Below are 22,459 nucleotides of genomic sequence, written 5' to 3'. Positions count from 1 at the left end.
TTTCAGACGGCCTGTTGGCGCAGGCCGTCTGAAACAACAAGGAAAACGATATGAAAACAAAAACCATCATTCAGGCGGGCGCGAGCCTGCTGCTGGCGGCGGCTTTGTCGGCCTGCGCCACCAAAAGCAACGTGAGCAGGGACGGCACCACCGACAACCCCGTGTGGCCGAAACTGAGCAAAGTGTCCCCTTCGTTTGCCCATAACCGAGGCACCTTCCCCACCGCCGACGAATTGAGCAAAATCAAAGCAGGCATGACCAAAGACGAGTTCTACAAACTTCTCGGCCGCCCGCACTTTAATGAAGGCATGTTCAACGTGCGCGAATGGGATTATGTGTTCCACTTCCACACCCCGGGGCAGGGCACAAACGACGTAACCACCTGCCAGTTCAAAATCATTTACGACAGCAAAAAATACGCCCGCAGCTTCTATTGGAAAGCCGTCGACCCCGAAACCGCTTCCTGCCCCGTTGCGGAGCCGGAACCCGAACCGCAAATCATTGTGCGCGAAGTAGAAACCTCCAACAAGCGCATCCGCCAGTAACCGGGTAAGGCGTTTGAAACGTTAAAGGCCGTCTGAAAAAAATTTTTCAGACGGCCTTAGTATAGTGTAGCCACAATCCACAAAACATGAGACTATCCTGCTCTCATCACCCTAAACAAGCCTTCCATGAAATAGCCTGCTCATCACCGACACGAACTCACCGATCAATAATGGAGCCTTATTGAAACCCACCTGTCAGGGTGAAAAGGCGGCCGAGGTGATCAGGCGGTGGATAACATGCAATTCATCAATACCGTTTTCTGGATACTGTGAGCCGACGCACCATCGCGCGATCTGCCTCCCGATTGCGACGGCTGGAGCAACCCCCACCGCCATTTCATTCGTTGGCACAACAAAGGCATTTGTACGAAACTGGCGTTCATCCTTTCGGGAGAAAAAATAGATATAGTGGTTGATGCCACCCATATCAAAGTTCATCCCTATGCGATGGGAGCTAAAGGCGACAATGAAGGCATGAGTAGTACAAAAGGAGGGTGAATACCAAGTTGCATTTAGTGGTGGATGCCCACGGGATGCCGGTAAAATTCGTATTAAGCGAAGGCAGTGTGGCAGATTGCCTGTATGCCGAAACACTGATTATAGATATGGCAACCAACAAGCGGTTGGCTGATAAAGCTTGAGACCTTTGCCGCGCCTACATCAGCACGATATCGTATTGTTCCTGCGTATAGGCCGTTTCAACTGCCAGCGAAATCGGTTTGCCGATAAAGTCGATCAGCATGGCCAGTGATTGCGATTCTTCGTCGAGAAACAGGTCGATAACATTCGGCGCGGCGAGAATGCGGAATTCTTTGGCATCGTAACGGCGGGCTTCGCGCACGATTTCACGCTGGATTTCATAACACACGGTTTGCGGGGTTTTCAGACGGCCTCTGCCTTGGCACGAGGGGCAGGGTTCGCACAAAACATGGCTGAGGTTTTCGCGGGTGCGCTTGCGGGTCAGCTCCACCAGACCGAGGCTGGTGAAACCGTTGAGGGTAACGCGGGTGCGGTCGAAGCTCAGGGCTTTGGCCAGCTCTTGCAGCACGGCTTCTCGGTGGGTGTCGTGCGCCATGTCGATAAAGTCGATGATGATGATGCCGCCGAGGTTGCGCAGGCGCAGCTCGCGGGCGATGGTGTGGCAGGCTTCGAGGTTGGTGCGGAAAATGGTTTCGTCGAAATTGCGTGCGCCCACGAAACCGCCGGTGTTCACATCGATGGTGGTCATGGCTTCGGTGGCTTCGATAATCAGGTAGCTGCCGAAGTTGAGGTTGACGCGCGGTTGCAGGGCGCGGTTGATTTCCTGCTCGACGTTATGGCTTTCAAACAGCGGCCGCTCGCCTTTGAACAGGCGGATTTTGCCGGCTGCGCCCGGCACATACAGCTCGGCGAATTCCTGCATGCGTTGGTGGTTTTCTTTGGAATCGACCAGGATTTCGCGGGTGTTGTCGCTGAACATATCGCGCAGTACGCGCAGGCTTAAGGGCAGATCTTGATACAGCAGGGTTTCGGGCGGCCGGGTTTTAGCCTGATGCTGGATGTTTTCCCACACTTTGGTGAGGTAGCCGATATCGGCCTGCAATTCGGCATCGCTGGCGTTTTCGGCGCTGGTGCGGATGATATAGCCTTGCCCCGCGCCGTTTTCGGGCAGCAGGTTTTCCAAGCGGCTGCGCAGGCTGTTGCGCTCTTCTTCGTCTTCGATGCGTTGCGAAATGCCGATATGGTCTTCTTGCGGCAGGTGAACGAGAAAGCGCCCGGCCAGCGAAATCTGGGTGGAAAGGCGCGCGCCTTTGGTATTGATGGGGTCTTTGATCACCTGCACCAATACCGACTGGCCTTCAAACAGCATATGTTCGATACGCTGGGTTTCGTCGGGGTTGCGGCGCTGTTCGAGCACATCGACGATGTGCAGGAAGGCGGCGCGCTCCAAGCCGATGTCGATAAACGCGCTCTGCATACCGGGCAGCACGCGGCGCACCACGCCCAGATAGATGTTGCCTACCAGGCCGTGGCCGCTGTTGCGTTCGATGTGCAGCTCGCAGATATTGTTTTCTTCCAACACCGCCACGCGCGTTTCCTGCGGCGTGATGTTGACCAGCACGGTTTCGGGCGGGCGCACCGTGTCTTTGGGCAGGGGGATACCGTTTAACATAAATCACTCGTTAAATATAAAAATACTTTTGCAATCGGCTCTCGGAAAAAGCCGATTGCAAAAGTGTTTTCGGGTTTTGGGGCAGGTGTGAATGATACGCTAAAGGCATGGTTTAAGCAAAAAATCACAGGCCGTCTGAAATATTTTCAGACGGCCTGAAGCATAATGGCTGCGGTTTACAGGGTGCCGTAAGAGTGCAGGCCGCTCAAAAACATATTCACGCCGATAAAGGCGAAGGCGGTGATAAACAGGCCGATAATCGCCCACCATGCCAGCACTTTGCCGCGCCAGCCAGCCACCAGCCGCATATGCAGCCACACGGCGTAGTTCAGCCACACGATAAACGCCCAGGTTTCTTTAGGGTCCCAGCTCCAATAACGCCCCCAGGCATCGGCCGCCCACAGCGCGCCGAGTATGGTGGCGATGGTGAAAAACAGAAAGCCGACGGCGATGGCTTTATACATCACTTCTTCGATGGTTTGGGAATCGGGCAGCCAAGATTTTTTACCGGCATTTTCACTGCGGATGGCCAGCAGTTCGGCAATACCGAGCATGGCGGAAATACAGAATGCGCCGTAGCCGATAAAGTTGGCGGGCACGTGGATTTTCATCCACCACGATTGCAGCGCGGGAATCAGCGGCTGGATGGCATGCGCTTCGCGCGACAGGCTGTACCACAACACAAACACCACCACGGCGGCCATAAACGAGAGCACGAAGCCACCGAGTTTCTGCACGGCGAATTTGCTTTCGTAATAAAGATACATCAAAGCGGTAATCACCAGAAACAGAATAAACACTTCATAAAGGTTGGAAACGGGGATGTGCCCTGCGTCGGGGCGCAGCAGATAGCTTTCGTGCCAGCGCACCAACAGGCCGGTGAAGCCTGCCAGCGCAGAAACCCAGGTGAGCGCGGTGCCGATGCCCAGCAGCGTGTTGGTGGCGGTTTGCCGCCTGTTGGCTGTGAACGCGCCGGCGATGTAGCAAAACAGGGCCAGAAACACGGTGGCGCACTGCCACATGATTGCCGACTGGCTGCTTAAAAAATATTTCAGCAAAAAGCGGTCGGCGCGGGCGATGTCGCCGCCGTAAAGCTGCACGGCGCCGTAGGCCAGCAGCACCGAAACCACGGTAAACCAGCGCAGGGGTTTGAAAAACCAACCCAGCAAAACGGCTGAAGCGGCGCAAAACCACAAAATCACCACTTCATAAATATCCATGTGGTGGCCGACGTGAAACTGTGCGAACACCGCCGTTACCGCCACGGCCAAAGCAAACAGCCAGTCTAAAACGTTGAGGCGGCGCAGAAACGGTTTGTGGGCCAAGAGGGCGTGTTCGGATAATTTTCCGGTGTTGTTGATGGTTTGGTTCATGGTGTAGGGCCTAAATGTGCGTGATTTTTCAGACGGCCTGTTTATAGTGGGTTTACTTAATCAAATTAAGTGCCGGAGGCCGTCTGAAAAAGCAGCCGTATTAATCGGTTTTCTTTAAATCGGCGGCAAGGGTTTCGAGGGCTGCCGCGTGTTTGGGAAACTCTTTCTGCAAATCGCGTTCACTGCGCGACGACGACATCGAAAAGCGAACGCCGTCTTTATCGAATAACACCCATGCGCGTTTTTCGCGGATGTAAAACATAAACACCGTACCCAAAACCAGCAGCACCGAGCCGAGGTAAACCAGCGATGCGCCGGGGGCGCGGGTCATTTGCAGGCCGGAAGAGCGCACTTCTTTGTAGCCGTTCAGTTGCAGCAGCACGGGCGCGGGATATTCGGTAAGGCCGGTGTAGGCGTCCATGCTGTTGAGCAGGAAGCGGTTGCGCGCTTCGCCGGGCTGCCAATCGGGCAGCCGGTAGGTTTTGATGGTGTCGTCGAGCAAAACGTTCATGGCGCCGTAGAGTATCTGGTAGAAAAAGCCCTGCATTTTTTCTTGCTCGGCGGGCGGAATGTTTTTTTCGAGATAGTCGTTCAGCGCCAGATAGCCGCCTTTGGCGAAAATCGCCAGCGTGTTTTCGGCGGCTTGGTTGAACACCGCGCGTATGTTTTCGGGCGCACCGGCGGCGGAAACCGCAATCACGCGTTTGCGCACTTCGGGGTTGCTCAAATGCTCGCGCAAGGCCATGAAGGTGTCGATGCTGCCGCTGCCGTCCATGGGAATGCGCAGCCAGCGGTATTGCTGCTCCAGCCCCGTGCGCGTGCCGGTGATGTAGAAATAGTCTTCTTCCTGCTTCACCGGCAGCATATAGTTTTTATATTCGACGGCCTGCCCGGCCTTATCGCGGATGCGGTACACAATCGAGGGGCCGATGTTGGTGAATTTTTTATCCTGCCGCACGCTGCGCACATCGTTGATGGCCGTCTGAAAGCTCAGTTTGCCTTTTTCTTGCGGTGCGCTCATGTCTTCCACGTTCATCGCCGTGAATTGGTCGAATTCTAGGCGGTATTGCTCGCTGCCCAGGTTGAGGGGGAAGGCGCTCATCGACACCGCATCCATTTCAGCGGGCGTGCGGCCGGGGTTGCCGAGGTTCCAAACCTTGAATTTCAAGCCGGAGCCGCCGTCGGCAAAGCTGGCCTGATAGATGGTGATGCCGTCGACCGTGAGCGGATGGTTGACGCGTATGGTTTTTTCGGTTTTTCTGCCGCTGGCTTTGTCGGTTACAACCAAATCGCTGGCAAAATCTTTGGGCATGCCGGTGTTGTAGAAGTCGATATGGAATTTTTTCAATTCGACGCTAAACGGCAAGTCCTGCACCAGCATTCCTTTGTCGGCATTTAAAAACACCACGTCGGCGCTTTGGCCTTCGGTGATGTTCACGTTGCCGCGAAACGAAATATTGCCGCTGCCCAAAATGCTTTCGGGTTTGAAATCTTTGGCAAACATCGAATCGTTGTCGGGCACGATTCTGCCGGTGAGCATACCCGCTTTGAGCAGCAGGTTGCTGTCTATCAGGCCGCCCAAACAGATAACGATGATGGCGGCGTGGGCGAAAATATAGCCCCATTTGTTCATCGCCCCTTTTTTCGCCGCCACCAGCACCGAGCCGTCTTCACGCTCGACGGTTTTGCTGCTGAAACCCTGCACGTTTAGATAGCGTGCGGCGATTTCTGGGGAAAGGCCGCCGCCGATAAGCGCGGTGTGTTTCATCGCGGCCAGCGATTTTTTGCCCGCATTCACGCGGAACGACTTCATTTCGCGCACAAACGGCGGGATATTGCGCCACAGGCACAGGCCGGTGGAGAGCACCAGAAAAATCATAATCAGCACGAACCAGGCCGAGGCATACACATCGTAGAGGCCCAAAAATCCGAAGATTTCCGACCAAAACGGGCCGAACTTCACCACATAATCGGTGGGCTGCTGGTTTTGCTGCAATACCGTGCCGATAACCGATGCCACGCCCAATAGGCTGAGCAGGGCGACGGCAAAGCGCATGGAACTTAAAAAAGCGAACCACGGGCGGCGGATTAACGGAACGTGAGCTTGGGGTTTTGCCATAAGGTTTATGATTCGGATGCCGGGTAGAAAAGCCGCTGCCGCAAGGTAATGAATTTGTGCGGGCAGAGGCCGTCTGAAACCAGCGTAAACGGGTTTGCTTAAGAAATTCTGAAGTATAGCCTACAACCGTGAAAAATTCACGGCGGCAGATTTGCGGCGGCGCAGGCAAAAGCAGCCGTTTATTGCAGCCGAAGGCCGTCTGAAAAAATGTTTTCAGACGGCCTTCGGAAAAAAACACAATCAATGCAGGCCTTGGATAAAGTTGGCTACTGCGTTCAATTCTTCGTCAGACATACGGCCCGCTATATCGGCCATAATGGTATTGGTGCGCTGGCCCGATTTATATGCCTGCATCTGCGTAATGATGTAATCTTTGTGCTGGCCGCCCAAACGCGGATAGGCCGTAATATCGGTGCCGCCGCCGGGCATACCCGCACCGTTGGGGCCGTGGCAGGCCATGCAGGCGGGGATTTTTTTATCGGCCAGGCCGCCGCGGAAAATCTTGGCACCCAGCTCGGGGTTGTCTTTCGGGTTGGCTTCGCCCTGTTTCGGTGTTTGTTTGGCATAGAAAGCCGCCACGTCGCGCATATCCTGGTCAGACAAAGCCGCCACCATCGGCGCCATTGCAGCCGAAGCGCCGGTTGTGCGTTTGCCTTCTTTGATGGCCTTGGTTTGCACGAACAGATAATGCGCATTTTGCGCCGACAGTTTCGGATACATGGCAATGCCGCTGTTACCGTCGGCCGCGTGGCAGGCCGCGCAGATATTGGTTGCGATTTCTTTGCCTTTGGCAAGATCGGCCTTCGGCGCCGCCGTTACCGCACCCGCTGCCAAAGCCAGCGCCAACAAGGTCAAACGTTTCATGGAGTGCTCCTGAATAATGGCACGGCGGCCTGCGCCGCCCCTGCCCTTTACGATACTCAACACGGGTGTGCAGCCACCCGACTAAACCGATAAATTCTTAATCGTGGTATTCTATACCAAATTCACACAATTTTACCAGTTATGAACCTATTTCAAAACGCAAAATTCTTCACCACGGTCAATCATCTGAAAGATTTGCCCGACACGCCCGCCGAAATCGCTTTCGTGGGGCGCAGCAATGCCGGCAAATCCAGCGCCATCAACACGCTGACCAACCATGTGCGGCTGGCTTATGTGTCGAAAACCCCCGGCCGCACCCAGCATATCAATTTTTTCGAGCTGTCCAACGGCGGCTTTATGGTGGACTTGCCGGGCTACGGTTATGCCCAAGTGCCCGAAGCCGTGCGCGCGCATTGGGTGAAACTGCTCGGCGATTATCTGCAACAGCGCAGGCAGCTTATCGGCCTGGTGCTGATCATGGATGCCCGCCATCCGCTCAAAGCGCTGGATATCCAAATGTTGGACTTTTTCCACGCCACCGGCCGGCCGGTGCATATTTTGCTTTCGAAAGCCGATAAATTATCTAAAAACGACCAAATCAAAACCTTGAGCGCAGTCAAAAAAATGCTCAAGCCATATATGGCGCGCCAGCAAATCAGCGTGCAGCTTTTTTCGAGCCTGAAAAAGCAGGGTATAGACGAAGTGGACAGGGTGGTGGGCGCATGGTTTGCGAAAGAAGCGCAGGCGGAAGGCGGGCACGAAGAAGGTTGATTGAAGAAGGCTGATTATAGAAGCCGGACAATCAAACAGGCCGTCTGAAACATTTCAGACGGCCTGCGGTTTTATCAGCCCAACGGTGTTTATTCGGCCATTTGCACGGCCTGAATGGCGGTGAGGGCGATGGTGTAAACGATGTCGTCAACCAATGCGCCGCGCGACAGGTCGTTTACGGGTTTGCGCAAACCTTGCAGCATCGGGCCTACGCTCAACACGTTGGCGTTGCGCTGTACGGCTTTGTAGGTGCAGTTGCCGGTGTTGAGATCGGGGAACACCAACACGGTGGCCTGGCCGGCCACTTTGCTGTCGGGCGCTTTGGATTTGGCTACGCTGGGCACGGTGGCGGCATCGTATTGCAGCGGGCCGTCCACATCGATATCGGGGCGTTTTTCGCGCACAAGGGCGGTAGCCTGCGCCACTTTTTCCACGGCGGGGCCTGCGCCCGAAGTGCCGGTGGAGTAGGAAATCATCGCCACTTTCGGCTCGATGCCGAAGGCTTTGGCGGAATCGGCGGATTGGATGGCGATGTCGGCCAATTGTTCGGGCGTGGGTTCGGGGTTAACCGCGCAGTCGCCGTAAACCAGCACTTGGTTGGGCAGCAACATGAAGAATACGCTGGATACGAGGCTGGCGCCGGGCGCGGTTTTAATCAGTTGCAGGGCGGGGCGGATGGTGTTGGCGGTGGTGTGCACGGCGCCGGATACCAAGCCGTCCACATGGTTCAGCGCCATCATCATGGTGCCCAGCACCACGGTGTCTTGCAACTGTTCGCGTGCCTGTTCGGGGGTTAGGCCTTTGCTCTTGCGCAGTTCGCACATCGGCTCGACATATTGCTCGATCAGGGTCGCCGGGTCGATGATTTCCAGCGAATCGGGCAGAGTGATGTGGCGTTCTTTGGCGACTGCTTCCACTTCGGCGCGGGGAGCCAGCAACACGCAGCGGGCAATGCCTTTTTCGTGGCAGATGGCGGCCGCCTGAACGGTGCGCGGTTCGGCGCCTTCGGGCAAGACGATGCGTTTGTTGGCTTTGCGGGCAGATTCCATCATGTTGACGCGGAATTGCGCGGGCGACATACGGCCGGTTTTTTTCAGCAAAAGGTCGGTGTTGCCGATGTTTTGCGACGAGCCGAAATAGGCCAGGCCGGTTTTTTCGGCAACGGCGGCACCCAAGCCCGCGTCGGCATTACCGTCGAGAATGAAACCTGCCAGCACGCCCGGCGCGGTGGCGTAGGCTTGTTTGGCGATGTTCAGTTTGTTGGTGAGGTGTTCGACATCTTCGTTGTCGGTAAACACGGAAAACACCACATTGGCATCGAGCGATTGGGCCAACTCGAGGTTGCGGGTGGAAAGGAACAGTTTTTCCGCATCGGGTTTGATGCCTTTGATAACGATATTTTGGGCGTTTATTTTGGCAACGCGGGATACCAGCATGTCGAGCCAGTCGTCGCATTTGCCGGCGCACAGCATTTTTTCGGCTTCGCCGGTTTCGTCGAGCGCGCGGGATGCGGCGGCATCGGGCAGGGCGGCGGCTACGGCTTGGGTTACTGCCCAGCCGTCTGAACGGGTAGATACGGGAACAATCAATACGGTAGCCATGAATAATCCTTTTGTAAACTAAAACCGGAAGGGGAAATCGGGGTCATTCTATCACTTTGGTCGGGCGGTTTATACCTGTAATTTTTGCGCAGCTTAAACTGGCTGCCGGCTTATTGTTTTAAATCAAGCCGCTGCGGCGGGCGCAAAAAGTATATACGTCATACTCGGGCTTGAGCCGAGTATCTTGGATTGCAGTAAGTTTTGAGATACTCGGGTCAGGCCCGAGTATGACGGAACGGTTGCTGAAACTGTTACTAAGTAAGCGGTTTCAGACGGCCTCAAGGCAGCTTTGCAAAGGTCTCGGCCTTTTAAGGTATTTTTGCAAAGGTTTCGATTTTAACCATATTCGCCGCCGCCGGGCGGTTGCAGGTTTTATAGATAGGGTTGCAGGGTTTCGCGCAGGATTGCCATATCGGTGATTTCGGTGATATTGGCTTCGCCCAAGCGGTTGAGTCCCACAAAGCGCATGGTGCCGCTGTCCACTTTTTTATCGTGCCGCATATGTTCTATCCATTTTTCAAATGTGAAACGGGGCGGGGCTGCGGGCAGGGCGGCCTGCTCCAGCAGGTTGGCGATGCGTTGGGTGTCGGCGGGGTTCAGACGGCCTAAAGTTTCCGACAGGCGGCAGGCCAGCACCATGCCTGCGGCCACGGCTTCGCCGTGCAGCCATACGCCGTAGCCCATTTCGGCTTCGATGGCGTGGCCGAAAGTGTGTCCCAAGTTGAGCCATGCGCGGATGCCTTGTTCGGTTTCGTCTTGGGCGACGATGTCGGCTTTCATTTTGCAGCAGTGGTACACGGCTTCGGCCAGCGGGGCAGGCTCCTGCCGCATCAGCTCGGGCATATGGTTTTCGAGCCAATTCAAGAAATCGAGGTCGCCCAGTGCGCCGTATTTGATCACTTCCGCCATACCTGCGGAAAGCTCGCGCGCAGGCAGGGTGGCCAGCGTGCTTAAATCGGCCAGTACGGCGCGGGGCTGGTAAAACGCACCGATCATGTTTTTACCCAGCGGGTGGTTGATGGCGGTTTTGCCGCCCACCGACGAATCTACCTGGCTTAACAGGGTGGTGGGAACTTGGATAAACGGCACGCCGCGCTGGTAGGTGGCGGCGGCAAAGCCGACGATGTCGCCGATAACGCCGCCACCCAGGGCAATCAGCGTGGTTTTGCGGTCGGCGCGGTTCTGCATCAGACCGTCGAAAATCAGGTTGAGGGTTTGCCAGTTTTTGTGTTGTTCGCCGTCGGGCAGCACGATATCGAAATGTTCGATGCCGAGCTTGTTTAAGGCCGTCTGAACAGCAGGCAGGTATAGGGCGGCAACGGTTTCGTTGGTAACGATGGCTGCTTTTTTGCTCAAATAAGGTTTCAGCAGGGTGTCGGCTTGGGCAATCAGGTTTTTACCGATAAAGATGGGATATTGGTGGGAGGGCGTGGCTACGGTTAGGGTGCGCATGGTGGTGTCCGTTTATATCGGGTGGCGGAAAATACAATAACAGGGTTGCGATTATCATAGGCCGGAACCTTTGTAAAACCGCCTTAAGGCCGTCTGAAAACTTAACGCGAACACACGGTTTCAGGTAACATCAGCCGGCCATTGCCGGGTTTGACCCGATAATCCAGTGCCGGATGATTCTGAAATACCCGCCTTTCGCCTGAATGGCAAATACTGGATTATCGGGTCAAGCCCGATAATGACAAAATCAAATATTTCAGACGGCCTTAAGCGGTTTTACAAAGGTTTCGGCCTAAGCAACTTGAAAAATCTACAGGCCGGGAATCCTACAAAGAATTCATTTCAGAATCTTAAAATATCTTCGTCATACTCGGGCTTGATCCGAGTATCTTCTATTTTTTAACAACAAAAAGATGCTCGGGTCAAGCCTGAGCATGACGGTGGTTGGATGTTTCAGACGGCTTGAACGACTTGCAAAGGTTTTAGAGTTTGAGACCTTTGCAAAAATACCTTAAGGCCGTCTGAAATGCTTGGATTCTGTCATTAGCTTCGCAAGTCCGCTGCGCGGGAATGACGAGACACCAACGCTTTCAAGTTCGAATTGTTTTTTGCAAAGGTCTCAGTTTGCAAAAAACAGTAGGGCAACACGGCTATGCCTGTTTTTGCGCCCAAGCTTGCAACAGGTTTTCGGCGGTTTTGTGGCAGTTTTGCCGGTTGGCTTCGATAACGATATGGGCGGCGGAGCGGTAAACGCTGTCGCGCACATTGTATAGCTCTTGCAGTTTGGCCAATGGGTCTGCCACTTGCAGCAGCGGGCGGTTGGTGTCGCAGCGGGTGCGTTCGAGCAGCACGTCGGGGCAGGCGTGCAGATACACCACAGTGCCGCGTTCGCGCAGCCTGCGGTGGTTTTCCTCACGCATCACCGCGCCGCCGCCGGTGGCCAGCACAATGTTATCCAGCGCGGTCAGCTCGTCTATCATCGCGGCTTCGCGGTCGCGGAACCCCTGCTCGCCTTCCAGCTCGAAAATAGTCGGAATCGACACGCCGGTGCGTTTGCAGATTTCTTGATCGCTATCGTAGAAAGGGCGGTTCAGTATTTGGGCGATATGCTTACCCAGCGTGGTTTTGCCCGCCCCCATCAGTCCGATTAAAAATAAATTGCCTGCTATGTTTTCCATAGCAGGCATTGTAAACGAAAATATACGCAAAGTGTTTAAAGTGTATATTTTCCCAAAAGGTTTTTAGACGGCCTTAGTAGCGCAGGTTGCTGCCCACATGATCCATAATGCGCGGGGTGATGAAAATCAGCAGCTCGCGGCGTTTTTCTGAACGGGTGCGTGATTTGAAGAGGTTGCCCACCACGGGAATATCACCCAGCAGGGGAACTTTGGCCACGGTATTGCCGTTTTCTTCTTCATAAATGCCGCCCACGATCAGTGTGCCGCCGTCTTCCACCATCGCTTGGGTTTGCAGCTGTTTGGTGCTGATACATTTGGTGGTTACGCCGCCGGTGATACAGTCTTGCGGGCTGTCTTTATTGATTTTCACGCTCATAATCACTTGGCCGTCGGGCGTGATGTTGGGGGTAACGGTCAAACCCAATACGGCTTTTTTGAACGTGATGGAAGTGGCGCCGCTGGAGGTTGCCTCTTCATAAGGAATTTCCGAACCCGATTCGATTTTGGCTTCTTTGCGGTCTTGGGTTAACACGCGCGGATTGGAAATAATTTTGCCTTTGCTTTGTTCCTGCATGGCTGCCAGTTCCAAACCCAATGCACCGGAAGAGACTGCACGCACCAGCGCAATGCTGGAAGTAGCGGCGGCAACCGGCAGGCTGATGTTCGGACTCATTTCCAACGGGGTGGTGGTGGGAATGGTTGACGAACCGCTGAGAACGGCATTAGCCAGCGTTACACCGTTGTTATAAGCAGTGCCGGAGTTATTAACTGCATTCGTCCAGTTCGAACCCCAAGTAGAACGGCCGTTTACGCCGGTGTAGCCGAATTTGACACCGATATTGCGTGAAAAACCGTCTTCTGCTTCAACAATACGCGCTTCCACCATTACTTGGCGGGTGGGCACATCCAACTCTTCAATCAGTTTTTGGAATTTCTGAATAACGAGACGGTTGTCGGTAATAATCAAGGTGTTGGTGGCAGGGTCGATGAGGGCGCTGCCGCGTCCGCTCAACAAGGTGTTGCGGTCGCTGCTGTTGCCGCTCTCGTCCAAGCGCAGGATTTTGCGGAACTCTTCCACGTTTTTGTATTTTAATTGGAAGGTTTGCGACAACAGAGGGCCGAGATCGTCGATTTCTTTTTGGGCCTGCAAAGTGGCTTTGTCTTTTGCCAGCAATTCTTCGCGGGGCGCAACGTTGATAATGTTGCCTTGGCGGCGCATATCGAGATTACGCGCCTGCATCACCAAATCCAACGCCTGATCCCACGGCACGTCTTTCAGGGAAAGGGTCATTTTGCCGCTAACGGTGTCGCTGGCAACAATGTTCATGCCGGATTCTTTGGCGAGAATCTGCAAAATGGTGCGCACTTCCACGTCTTGGAAGTCTAAAGAAATTTTGCGGCCGTTAAACGATTTGTTGGGTGTGGCGGACAAACCCTGCGAGGCGATATTGGTTTTCTGGCTGATTTCAAAGCTGAAGCGGCCGTTGGCGGATTGCGTGTTCACATCCCAGCTGCCGTGGTTGCGGATAACCAATTGGGTGTCGTTGCCGATGCGTTTCATCGTAACGTTGCGGACAGGCGTGTTGAAGTCGCTTACATCCAAGCTGCGTTGCGCTTGGGCGGGCAGCGGATGGTTTTTCAGGGTAACGGTGATGCGGTCGCTTTGCTTTTTGATATCCGGTTGGCCGGTAAAGCCGGGTGCGCTCAGCTCAATAATGCCTGAGTTGCGTGCACCTTTGCGGAAGTCGATATTGGCAGATGCGGCCGCCTGCTCGCGGCGGGGCGCGGTAACGGCAGCAGGTGCGGCAGGTGCGGCGGCAACAGCCGTATGGTTGCGCTGCTGCGGCGTGCGGGTGGTTTGGTCAGCCGCTTCGCTCACATATACCCATACTTCGTTGCCTTTGATTTCGGTGTTGTATTGGCTGGCTTTGTTCAGGCCGAGCAGAATACGCGCACGGTTGTCGTTTTGGGCGGCGGTAATCTGATTGATCAACGGGTCGGCATATTCCAAAACGGGTTGCGGCAATTGCACGTTGGTGTTGCTGAAGTCCAAGGCAATGCGCGCAGGGGTGGTGGTGATGAAGCCGCGCGGTGTGGCTACATCTTTATCAAATTTGATTTTGATGATTTTTTGGTTGTTGGGCAAAGACGATACGTTGATATCGGTGATATTGCCTGCAAAGGCCGTCTGAACGGCAAAACCGACGCTGATAGCGGCGAATATTTTTTTAATGTTGCGTGAGTTCATGAGTAAAGCCCCTTGTTATTTGTTGTTTTGAGCGGCGTTGTTGTCGGCGCTGCTCAACGGTAGTTCTGCTTTTCGGTAGGTCCAGTTGCCGTAGGTGTCTTCTACAAGCTCCGTAATCGTAATCAGGTCGGGTGTGATGCTTTGAATCCGACCGTAATTTTGGCCGATGTAGTTGCCCGGTTGTACGGTGTAAACGTGGCCGTCGGCTTCTACATAACCGGTAACCCGGTTTCCTTTACTTAAAGTGCCTACATATTTCAGCGTTTCCAAACTAAAGTTTTCCAGCACTTCTTTCGGGCGGTTGGTGTTTGGTGCGTTGGCCCCCTGTTGTGCTGCATTCAAACGTTTGCTGTCGAAGGCATTCAGGCCGCTGTGGTTGGGTGGTGTGTAGGTTTTGGCCTGGCTGACCGAGGGTGCTTCAAAAGGAATCACTTTAGATTTGGCCTGCTGGCGGGTATCGTTCATCCATTGGTTCAAATCTTCGTGGGCCGGTGTGCAGGCGGATAACGCCAATATGCCTGCGAGCAGTATTTTGTTTTTCATGGTGGTTCTCTCAGGGGTTATTGGGGTTTCTGTGCCTCGCTGGCTGCTTTGGCGGCTTCAAGCTCGGCCGCTACTTCTTCGGCAGGGCGGGCTTTATAGGTGTTGGCCGTAGCACTCAGGGTCAGCAGGTTGTTTTTGTCGTCCTTATTGCTGATTTTCAGCGATTCCAAAGTAATAATCCGTGAAAGCGTGCCGACGTCGCGGGCAAACTGGCTGATTTGGCCGTATTTTCCGGTGATGGCGATTTCATACGGCAAAACCTGAATGGGGCCGTCGTTTACCGGTGCGCTAGGGGTAACGCTATCCATACGCAGTCCGTTGGTTGCGCCGGCCTGATGAAGCTCCTGAATCAGATTGGGAATCTCGGCATCTGTGGGCAACTGTTTGAGCAAAACGTTGAATGACGAACGGATGGCGTCTAATTCGGCTTTCAAGTTATCCAAGTTTGCCGCTTCGATGCTTTTTTTCGTGTAGGTTTCTTTCAGTTCGATCTCCTTGGCGTTGGCGGCATCCAGCGTTTCCAATTGGGAGCGGAACAGGGCGATGTAGCCCAAGCCCAAAACGCCTGCAACCAGCAAACCTGCCAAAGCCAGCTTGGCAGGCATGCCCAACAAGTGGAGGGTTTTAATATCTAGGTTTTTCAGTGTGTTCGCGGCCATGTTTTATTTCCCTTGTGCGGCAGTTGCGGTTTGGGCGGGTGCTTGGCCGTTTGCTGCCGGTAATGTGTAGTAAGCCTGGTTTAAAAGCACTTTCAGTGTAAATTCTTGGGCGTTGTCCACTTTTTTGATGTTTAGCAGTTCCGGTTGCATGAAAATACCCGTGCTGGGAATGGAGCGCATGAACATGGCGATTTTGTTGTCGCTGGTGGCTTTGCCGCTTACGGTGTAAGTGGTGGGGTTTTCGGCGTTAATTGCGGTGAGATAGGTGCCTTCGGGAATCAACACGTTAAGCGTGTCGATGATATAGGCCGCCTGAAACCTTTTTTCCTGCAACTCTTCAACCTTTTGCTTTCTGGCAAGAAAATCTTCTTTTTCTTTTTGCAGCTTGTTGATTTCAAGCAGGTCTTCTTCCAGCTTGGTAATTTGCTGGCTGAGAAACTCGTTGCGTTTTTCTTGGCTGCTGACGGCATTGCCGATACCTAAATAGGCCAGCGCCGACAAGCCGATGCCCACGAGCAAGGCGAACAGCATCAGTGTTTTGAACTGCTGCTTTTTCTTTTGTTGGATCTCTTCCCGATAAGGAAGGAGATTGATTTTGGTTAATTCAATCATGTTACAGTCCCCTTAATGCCAAGCCGAAGGCCAGTGTTAAAGTCGGTGCGTCGATTTGTAGTTGTGAAATATCTATTTTGTTGCTGTTGGTTGCATACAGAATCGGATGGACACATTCGGTGGCGGTGTTGGTGTGCGAAAAAATGGTTTCCGCCAAACCGGGCTGCTGCGACGCGGTGCCGGTGAGCAGAATGTGTTTTACGTTGGAATATTGTTCGCTCGACTGTGTGGCGTAGTAAAACTGCAATACCCGTTGTATTTCCTGAGCCACTTGGATGTTGAAGCGGTCGGCTACGGCGCTTTGGTAGTCGGACGGCTTGGTGGCCGCATTCATCATTTGCGCGGCTTTTTCTTCGGTAACCTGATAAGTGCGCTGGATCAGCTGGTTGAGCTGTTCCGTGCTGACCGGGGTTTCCTGTTTATAAAGAATCTGGCCGTTTTGGGCGATTGCTGCATACATTTGTGTGGCATGAATACCGAAAACGGCGATTTTTTCATGCTCCAGTTCGGGCGCATGCTGGTTGATCCAGAAAGAAAAAGCATTATTCTGCGCAAACAGGTCGATATCCATGGCCGCAAGCGGCAAGTCGGCATTTTCAAAGGCTTCGATGCGCGGTTCGACGTCGTCTTTGCGGGCGGCGGTGAGTAAAACGCGTTGGCCGACGGGCACGACTGAGGTGCCGACGGTTTGATAGTCGAAGTTCATTTCTTCAACGGGGGCGATTTGGGAAACTTCGAATTCTGCGAAGCCGTCTAAATCCAAATCGGTTTCTTTTTCGTTGTACACAACGGTTTCGATGGTGGCCAAACTTTGTGGCAGAGCCGCAACGAAATTCTTAGCGGAAGTGTGAAGTTGCGCATAGGAATGTTGCAGATATGTAACAAGTTGTTCGTAGTCTTGTATTTTATTGCCCTTGATAATATTTTTAGGCAGTTTGGTAATAACGTATTTTTCCAACTGGATTTGGTTTAAACTACGCCCTGACAATTGCACCATCTTGATGGCGTGCTGTCCGATATCGATGCCGACCGCCGAGCGGTTGCTGAGGTTGGATGACGTTTTACTATTTGTATTCTTTTGTTTTTTTGCTAATCGCATGATGTAACGTCCCTGTTATGTGGGGTGAGTAACAGTTTTATATTCCGTAACGGATTCCATCTGGGTTTACAAAAACATAACCTTGTATTGATGAATCTTTACCTATTTTACTTTATTTAATGCTTTTGATGGTAAATTTATTAATTAGTCATGATTAAAAAAATTATAACGACCTGTATCGGTTTGATTTTGGGCTTGGTTCTTTTTGTTGTAGGTTTGGTTGCAATAGCTATTTTGGTTACCTATCCGAAGCTGCCCTCATTGGAAGCCGTGCAACACTACCAACCCAAAATGCCGCTGACGGTTTACTCTTCCGACGGTGAAGTCATCGGCGTTTACGGCGAAGAAAGACGCTCGTTCACCAAAATCGGTGATTTTCCGAAAGTGTTGAAAGATGCCGTGTTGGCTGCCGAAGACAAACGTTTTTACGACCACTGGGGCGTGGACGTTATCGGCGTGATGCGTGCGGCGGTGGGCAATCTGACCGGCGGTGTGCAGTCGGGCGCGAGTACGATTACCCAGCAGGTGGCGCGTAACTTCTATTTGAGCAACGAGCGCACTTTCACCCGTAAATTCAACGAAGCGCTGCTGGCTTATAAAATCGAGCAGTCGTTGAGCAAGGATCAGATTCTCGAGCTTTATTTCAACCAAATTTATCTGGGGCAGCGCGCCTATGGCTTTGCCGCTGCTTCACGGATTTATTTCAATAAAGACGTCAAAGATTTGACTTTGGCCGAGGCCACGATTTTGGCCGGTTTGCCGAAGGCGCCCTCTACATTTAACCCGATTGTGAATCCCGAACGCGCCCAGTTGCGTCAGAAATACATTCTCAACAATATGGTTGAGGAAAAGATGATTACGCCGCAGGAGCGCGACGAGGCGTTGGCGGAAGAGCTTCAATACAAGCGCTATGTGCAGAAAATCAACCAAAGCGCCCTGTATGTGGCGGAAATGGTGCGCCAAGAGCTTTACGATAAATATGGCGAAGAGGCTTATACGCAGGGTTTCAGGGTTTATACCACGGTTCATTCCGCCAACCAGCGTGCGGCAACCGAAGCATTGCGCAAAACCCTGCGCGGTTTCGATCGCGGCAGCAGCTACCGTGGTGCGGAACACTATTTGGATTTGAGCAAAACCGACGATGCCGAAGAAATGGCGGGGCAATATCTTTCAACGCTTTATGCGGTTGACGGCATGATGCCTGCGGTGGTGTTGGATACTTCCAAAAAAGGCGTGAGAATCCAATTGCCCAACGGCAACCAAACCACATTGGACAATGCCGAGCTGGGTTTTGCGGCCAAGGCCGTAAACAACAAAAAGATGGGCGATGCGCAGATACGCCGCGGGGCGGTTATCCGGGTGAAGCAAAACGGCAAACGCTGGTCTGTGGGTCAGGAGCCGCTGCTTCAAGGCGCGCTGGTGTCGCTTGATGCCAAAACCGGCGCGGTTCGCGCGCTGGTGGGCGGTTACGATTTCCACAGCAGAACCTTCAACCGTGCCACACAGGCGCAACGCCAGCCGGGTTCGTCGTTCAAACCTTTCGTTTATTCGGCGGGTTTGGCCAAAGGCATGACCATGGCCACGTCGATCAACGATGCGCCGATTAATCTGCCGGGGCAGGGCAAAAACGGCGCGGTTTGGAGCCCCAAAAATGCAGATGGCCGCTACGCCGGTTTCATTACCCTCCGCCAAGCCTTAACGGCTTCGAAAAATATGGTGTCTATCCGCATTCTGATGTCTATCGGAGTGGGCTATGCACAAGAATATATCCAGCGTTTCGGCTTCAAGCCGTCTGAAATCCCCGCAGGGCTTTCGATGGCGCTGGGCACGGGTGAGACGACGCCGATGAAGATGGCCGAAGGCTATACCGTGTTTGCCAACGGCGGGTATAAAGTGTCTTCTTATGTGATCGACCGCATTTACGACGGTCAGGGCCGTCTGCGTGCGCAGATGCAGCCGCTGGAAGCCGGTAAAAACGCTCCGCAGGTAATCGATCCGCGCAACGCCTATATCATGTATAAAATGATGCAGGATGTCGTGCGTTCGGGCACGGCCACGGGTGCCCGCGCATTGGGCCGTTCGGATATCGCCGGCAAAACCGGTACCACCAACGACAACAAAGACGCATGGTTTGTGGGCTTCAACCCCGATGTCGTTACGGCGGTGTATATCGGTTACGACAAACCGAGAAGCATGGGTAACGCAGGCTACGGCGGCAGAATTGCCCTGCCGGTGTGGGTGGAATACATGCGTTTCGCGCTCAAAGGTGTGCCTTCGACAGGTATGAAAGCCCCCGAAGGCTTGGTTACCCGCGGTAACGACTACTTCTTGAAAGAGCGCCAAACCACCAACCCCGATCTGGCTTTGGATAACCGTTCGAGCCGCCCCGTGCGCAGCGAAGAGCGCGATACCGAAGTGGGTGAGGGCAGCAGGCAGCAAAGACCCTCCGCATCGGAATACCGTGCAATAGAAACGCCGGTTGAGCCGCTGAACGCAGGCCCGGAAGGTGGTGAAAGCGGTGAGCAGCAGGCACCGGCAAGACAGCCGGCGCAGCCTTCGCAGTTGGATAATCTATTCTGACAAGCCGTTATACCGAGGCCGTCTGAAATGTTTTCAGACGGCCTTTTGCTATTTTTCTATTTGGTTGACGCCCTAATCTGCGGCTAACTCTGTTTGTGTAAGATGCTTGCAAAACCAATGCGGAACAGCATGTTCCTGTTTAATAACCTTTGTGAAAGGCAAACCATGACAGCTATAGTGAATTCAAATAAAAACTCCGAAATGAAATAACTGCATTCAAACTTGCAATTGGGCGATATGCTAAAGAATCGTTTTACCCTACTTCGGCATTCTTATTTTAATCCACTATAAAAAGATTATCGCCACAATAACCGCATCCGCCATTCTCGCCCTGATTGCCGGCGTTGCGGTTACCGCCTTTTCTTTCGGCTTGTTCGCACCCGTTTCGGGCAAGCAGGCCGCAGCTGCGGCAACAGCCCAAACCGGCGGCTATGCCGATGATGTAGAGTTTGAATACGATTACCACACCGGCAGCCGCTACGAAGTGGATGTGATTGCCGGCGGCCAAAAACATGAAGTGATTGTGGATGCCAATAACGGCAAGGTGTTGGCGGTAAAAAGCAAATATAAAAAACAATATGATAACGCCCGTGATCCCGCACCCGCAGTTCCCGCCCCGAATAACGGCTAAACTGTGTTCGAACGCGTAAAGCGTGTTGTTTTAAGGCCGTCTGAAACTTTCAGGCGGCCTTAAAAGCGCGTACAATCACGCTATTTTTCCCAACGCATTCAACATCATGATTTACCCCAAAACCTACGACGTGATCGTGGTCGGCGGCGGCCATGCCGGCACCGAAGCCGCGCTGGCCGCCGCACGCATGGGCGCGCAAACGCTTTTGCTTACCCACAACATCGAAACCCTCGGCCAAATGTCGTGCAACCCTTCTATCGGCGGCATCGGCAAAGGCCATTTGGTGCGCGAAGTCGATGCGCTCGGCGGCGCGATGGCGCTGGCCACCGATATGTCGGGTATCCAGTTCCGTCGCCTGAACGCCAGCAAAGGCGCGGCGGTGCGCGCCACCCGCGCGCAGGCCGACCGCATTCTTTATAAGGCCGCCATCCGCGAAATGTTGGAAAATCAGGAAAATCTCGAACTCTTCCAACAGGCGGTGGAAGACATCACGTTGGCAGGCGAGTGCGTGTCGGGCGTGAAAACCGCGATGGGGGTGGAATTCAAAGCCCGCGCCGTGGTGCTGACCGCCGGCACGTTTCTGGCGGGCAAAATCCACATCGGTTTGGAAAACTACGCCGGCGGCCGTGCCGGCGACCCGGCCGCGCAAGGTTTGTCGGGCCATCTGAAAGAATTGAATCTGCCGGTGTCGCGCCTGAAAACCGGCACGCCGCCGCGCATTGACGGCCGCACCATCGACTTTTCGCAGCTCACCGAACAACCCGGCGACACGCCCGTGCCGGTGATGTCCGTGCGCGGCAATGCCGCCATGCACCCGCGCCAGGTTTCCTGCTGGATTACCCACACCAATCTGCACACGCACGAGATTATCCGCTCCGGTTTCGACCGCAGCCCGATGTTTACCGGCAAAATCGAAGGCGTGGGGCCGCGCTATTGCCCGTCGATCGAAGACAAAATCAACCGCTTCGCCGATAAAGACAGCCACCAGATTTTTCTCGAGCCGGAAGGCCTGACCACCCACGAATACTACCCCAACGGCATTTCCACCAGCCTGCCGTTCGATATTCAATTGGCGCTCGTGCGCTCGATGAAAGGCTTGGAAAACGCCCACATCCTGCGCCCCGGCTATGCCATCGAATACGACTATTTCGACCCGCGCAACCTCAAAGCCAGTTTGGAAACCAAAACCATCGCCGGCCTCTTTTTCGCCGGCCAAATCAACGGCACCACCGGCTACGAAGAAGCCGCCGCACAAGGCTTGCTGGCCGGTGCCAACGCCGTGCAATATGTGCGCGAACAAGAGCCGCTTCTGTTGCGCCGCGAGCAGGCTTATTTGGGCGTGTTGGTGGACGATTTGATTACTAAAGGCGTGAACGAACCCTACCGCATGTTTACCAGCCGCGCCGAATACCGCCTGCAATTGCGGGAGGACAACGCCGATATGCGCCTCACCGAAGAGGGCCGCAAAATCGGCTTGGTCGGCGAAGCGCAATGGCGTGCGTTCAACGAAAAACGTGAGGCCATTGAGCGCGAAATCCAGCGCCTGAAAACCACTTGGTACACCCCGCAGAAACTGCCGGAGGGCGAACAAGTGCGCGTGTTCGGCCAAAAACTCTCGCGCGAAGCCAACCTGCACGATTTGCTGCGCCGCCCCAATATCGGTTACGCCGAGCTGATGACGCTGGAAGGCGCCATGCCGTCTGAAAACCTGGCCGATGAGGTAACCGAGCAAGTGGAAATCCAAGTGAAATACCAAGGTTATATCGACCGCCAAAACGACGAAATCGAAAGCCGCCGCGACCTCGAAACGCTGAATCTGCCTGCCGACATTGATTATGGCAAGGTCAAGGGCTTGTCGGCGGAGGTGCAGCAGAAACTCAACCAGCACCGCCCCGAAACAGTCGGCCAGGCCAGCCGTATTTCCGGTGTAACGCCCGCTGCGGTGGCTTTGCTGATGGTGCATCTGAAACGCGGGTTTAAAGACGCGAAGTAGGCAGAGACTTTTGCAAAAATATTTTCAGACGGCCTAAAC

18 protein-coding genes are annotated in these 22,459 nt (G+C 53.9%); 5 read left to right on the top strand and 13 right to left on the bottom strand.

Translation table 11 applies throughout. The features are described from left to right. Positions 1-50 precede the first annotated feature (50 nt). Entirely contained in the window at positions 51-545 is a 495-nt protein-coding gene (locus tag H3L92_RS10010) for an outer membrane protein assembly factor BamE (protein ID WP_085366136.1), read from the top strand. A gap of 195 nt (positions 546-740) precedes the next feature. On the opposite strand, the gene H3L92_RS10005 is transcribed toward H3L92_RS10010, so the two are convergent. The 5 genes from H3L92_RS10005 to H3L92_RS09985 form a co-directional block, all read right to left on the bottom strand. After that, positions 741-971, bottom strand: coding sequence for a hypothetical protein (locus H3L92_RS10005; protein WP_143824346.1), 231 nt, complete (start codon positions 969-971; stop codon positions 741-743). 229 nt (positions 972-1,200) lie between these two features. Further along, positions 1,201-2,697, bottom strand: coding sequence for a ribonuclease G (rng, locus tag H3L92_RS10000; RefSeq protein WP_085366135.1), 1,497 nt, complete (start codon positions 2,695-2,697; stop codon positions 1,201-1,203). Positions 2,698-2,873: 176 nt separating this feature from the next. Next, positions 2,874-4,070, bottom strand: a complete 1,197-nt coding sequence (gene ccsB, locus H3L92_RS09995) for a c-type cytochrome biogenesis protein CcsB (protein ID WP_085366134.1) — start codon at positions 4,068-4,070, stop codon at positions 2,874-2,876. A gap of 100 nt (positions 4,071-4,170) precedes the next feature. After that, positions 4,171-6,126 carry a cytochrome c biogenesis protein ResB gene (locus tag H3L92_RS09990; protein WP_085366139.1) on the bottom strand — a complete coding sequence of 652 codons (1,956 nt, stop codon included), beginning with the start codon at positions 6,124-6,126 and terminating at the stop codon, positions 4,171-4,173. A 303-nt stretch (positions 6,127-6,429) separates the two neighbouring features. Further along, a complete protein-coding gene (locus H3L92_RS09985; protein ID WP_085366133.1) occupies positions 6,430-7,053 on the bottom strand; it encodes a c-type cytochrome in 624 nt (207 codons plus the stop codon). Between the two features lie 141 nt (positions 7,054-7,194). Between H3L92_RS09985 and yihA the strand changes: the two genes are divergently transcribed. Next, on the top strand, positions 7,195-7,824 hold the full coding sequence (gene yihA / locus H3L92_RS09980; RefSeq protein WP_085366132.1) for a ribosome biogenesis GTP-binding protein YihA/YsxC: 630 nt from the start codon (positions 7,195-7,197) through the stop codon (positions 7,822-7,824). Between the two features lie 89 nt (positions 7,825-7,913). Here the strand turns inward: yihA and pta are convergent, their stop codons facing one another. From pta to pilM, 8 genes are all read right to left on the bottom strand, one after another. Next, entirely contained in the window at positions 7,914-9,425 is a 1,512-nt protein-coding gene (gene pta, locus H3L92_RS09975) for a phosphate acetyltransferase (RefSeq protein WP_085366131.1), read from the bottom strand. Positions 9,426-9,797: 372 nt separating this feature from the next. Continuing rightward, positions 9,798-10,877 carry a 3-dehydroquinate synthase gene (gene aroB / locus H3L92_RS09970; RefSeq protein WP_085366130.1) on the bottom strand — a complete coding sequence of 360 codons (1,080 nt, stop codon included), beginning with the start codon at positions 10,875-10,877 and terminating at the stop codon, positions 9,798-9,800. Between the two features lie 650 nt (positions 10,878-11,527). After that, positions 11,528-12,064 carry a shikimate kinase gene (locus tag H3L92_RS09965; protein WP_085366129.1) on the bottom strand — a complete coding sequence of 179 codons (537 nt, stop codon included), beginning with the start codon at positions 12,062-12,064 and terminating at the stop codon, positions 11,528-11,530. Positions 12,065-12,128: 64 nt separating this feature from the next. After that, entirely contained in the window at positions 12,129-14,303 is a 2,175-nt protein-coding gene (locus H3L92_RS09960; protein ID WP_085366128.1) for a type IV pilus secretin PilQ, read from the bottom strand. A gap of 15 nt (positions 14,304-14,318) precedes the next feature. Further along, positions 14,319-14,846: a pilus assembly protein PilP gene (locus H3L92_RS09955; protein WP_085366127.1), complete on the bottom strand. Its 528-nt coding sequence runs from the start codon at positions 14,844-14,846 to the stop codon at positions 14,319-14,321. A gap of 17 nt (positions 14,847-14,863) precedes the next feature. Next, entirely contained in the window at positions 14,864-15,505 is a 642-nt protein-coding gene (locus H3L92_RS09950) for a type IV pilus inner membrane component PilO (RefSeq protein WP_085366126.1), read from the bottom strand. Positions 15,506-15,508: 3 nt separating this feature from the next. After that, positions 15,509-16,117 carry a PilN domain-containing protein gene (locus H3L92_RS09945; RefSeq protein ID WP_085366125.1) on the bottom strand — a complete coding sequence of 203 codons (609 nt, stop codon included), beginning with the start codon at positions 16,115-16,117 and terminating at the stop codon, positions 15,509-15,511. 1 nt (position 16,118) lies between these two features. After that, the gene (gene pilM / locus H3L92_RS09940) at positions 16,119-17,216 is read right to left on the bottom strand and encodes a type IV pilus assembly protein PilM (protein WP_085366124.1); all 1,098 of its coding nucleotides are present in this window, start codon (positions 17,214-17,216) and stop codon (positions 16,119-16,121) included. Between the two features lie 150 nt (positions 17,217-17,366). Here pilM and H3L92_RS09935 point away from each other — a divergent pair, with 150 nt between their 5' ends. From H3L92_RS09935 to mnmG, 3 genes are all read left to right on the top strand, one after another. Next, positions 17,367-19,796, top strand: coding sequence for a penicillin-binding protein 1A (locus tag H3L92_RS09935; protein WP_085366123.1), 2,430 nt, complete (start codon positions 17,367-17,369; stop codon positions 19,794-19,796). A 370-nt stretch (positions 19,797-20,166) separates the two neighbouring features. After that, positions 20,167-20,427, top strand: coding sequence for a PepSY domain-containing protein (locus H3L92_RS09930; RefSeq protein ID WP_245945426.1), 261 nt, complete (start codon positions 20,167-20,169; stop codon positions 20,425-20,427). Positions 20,428-20,533: 106 nt separating this feature from the next. Then, the gene (gene mnmG / locus H3L92_RS09925) at positions 20,534-22,420 is read left to right on the top strand and encodes a tRNA uridine-5-carboxymethylaminomethyl(34) synthesis enzyme MnmG (RefSeq protein WP_085366121.1); all 1,887 of its coding nucleotides are present in this window, start codon (positions 20,534-20,536) and stop codon (positions 22,418-22,420) included. Positions 22,421-22,459: the final 39 nt, after the last annotated feature.

Origin of the sequence: Neisseria dentiae (genome assembly GCF_014055005.1) — a bacterium.
In the GTDB taxonomy this organism is placed as follows: domain Bacteria; phylum Pseudomonadota; class Gammaproteobacteria; order Burkholderiales; family Neisseriaceae; genus Neisseria; species Neisseria dentiae.
Note: the sequence above shows the minus strand (reverse complement) of the source record. Positions and strands in the feature narration are given on the sequence as shown.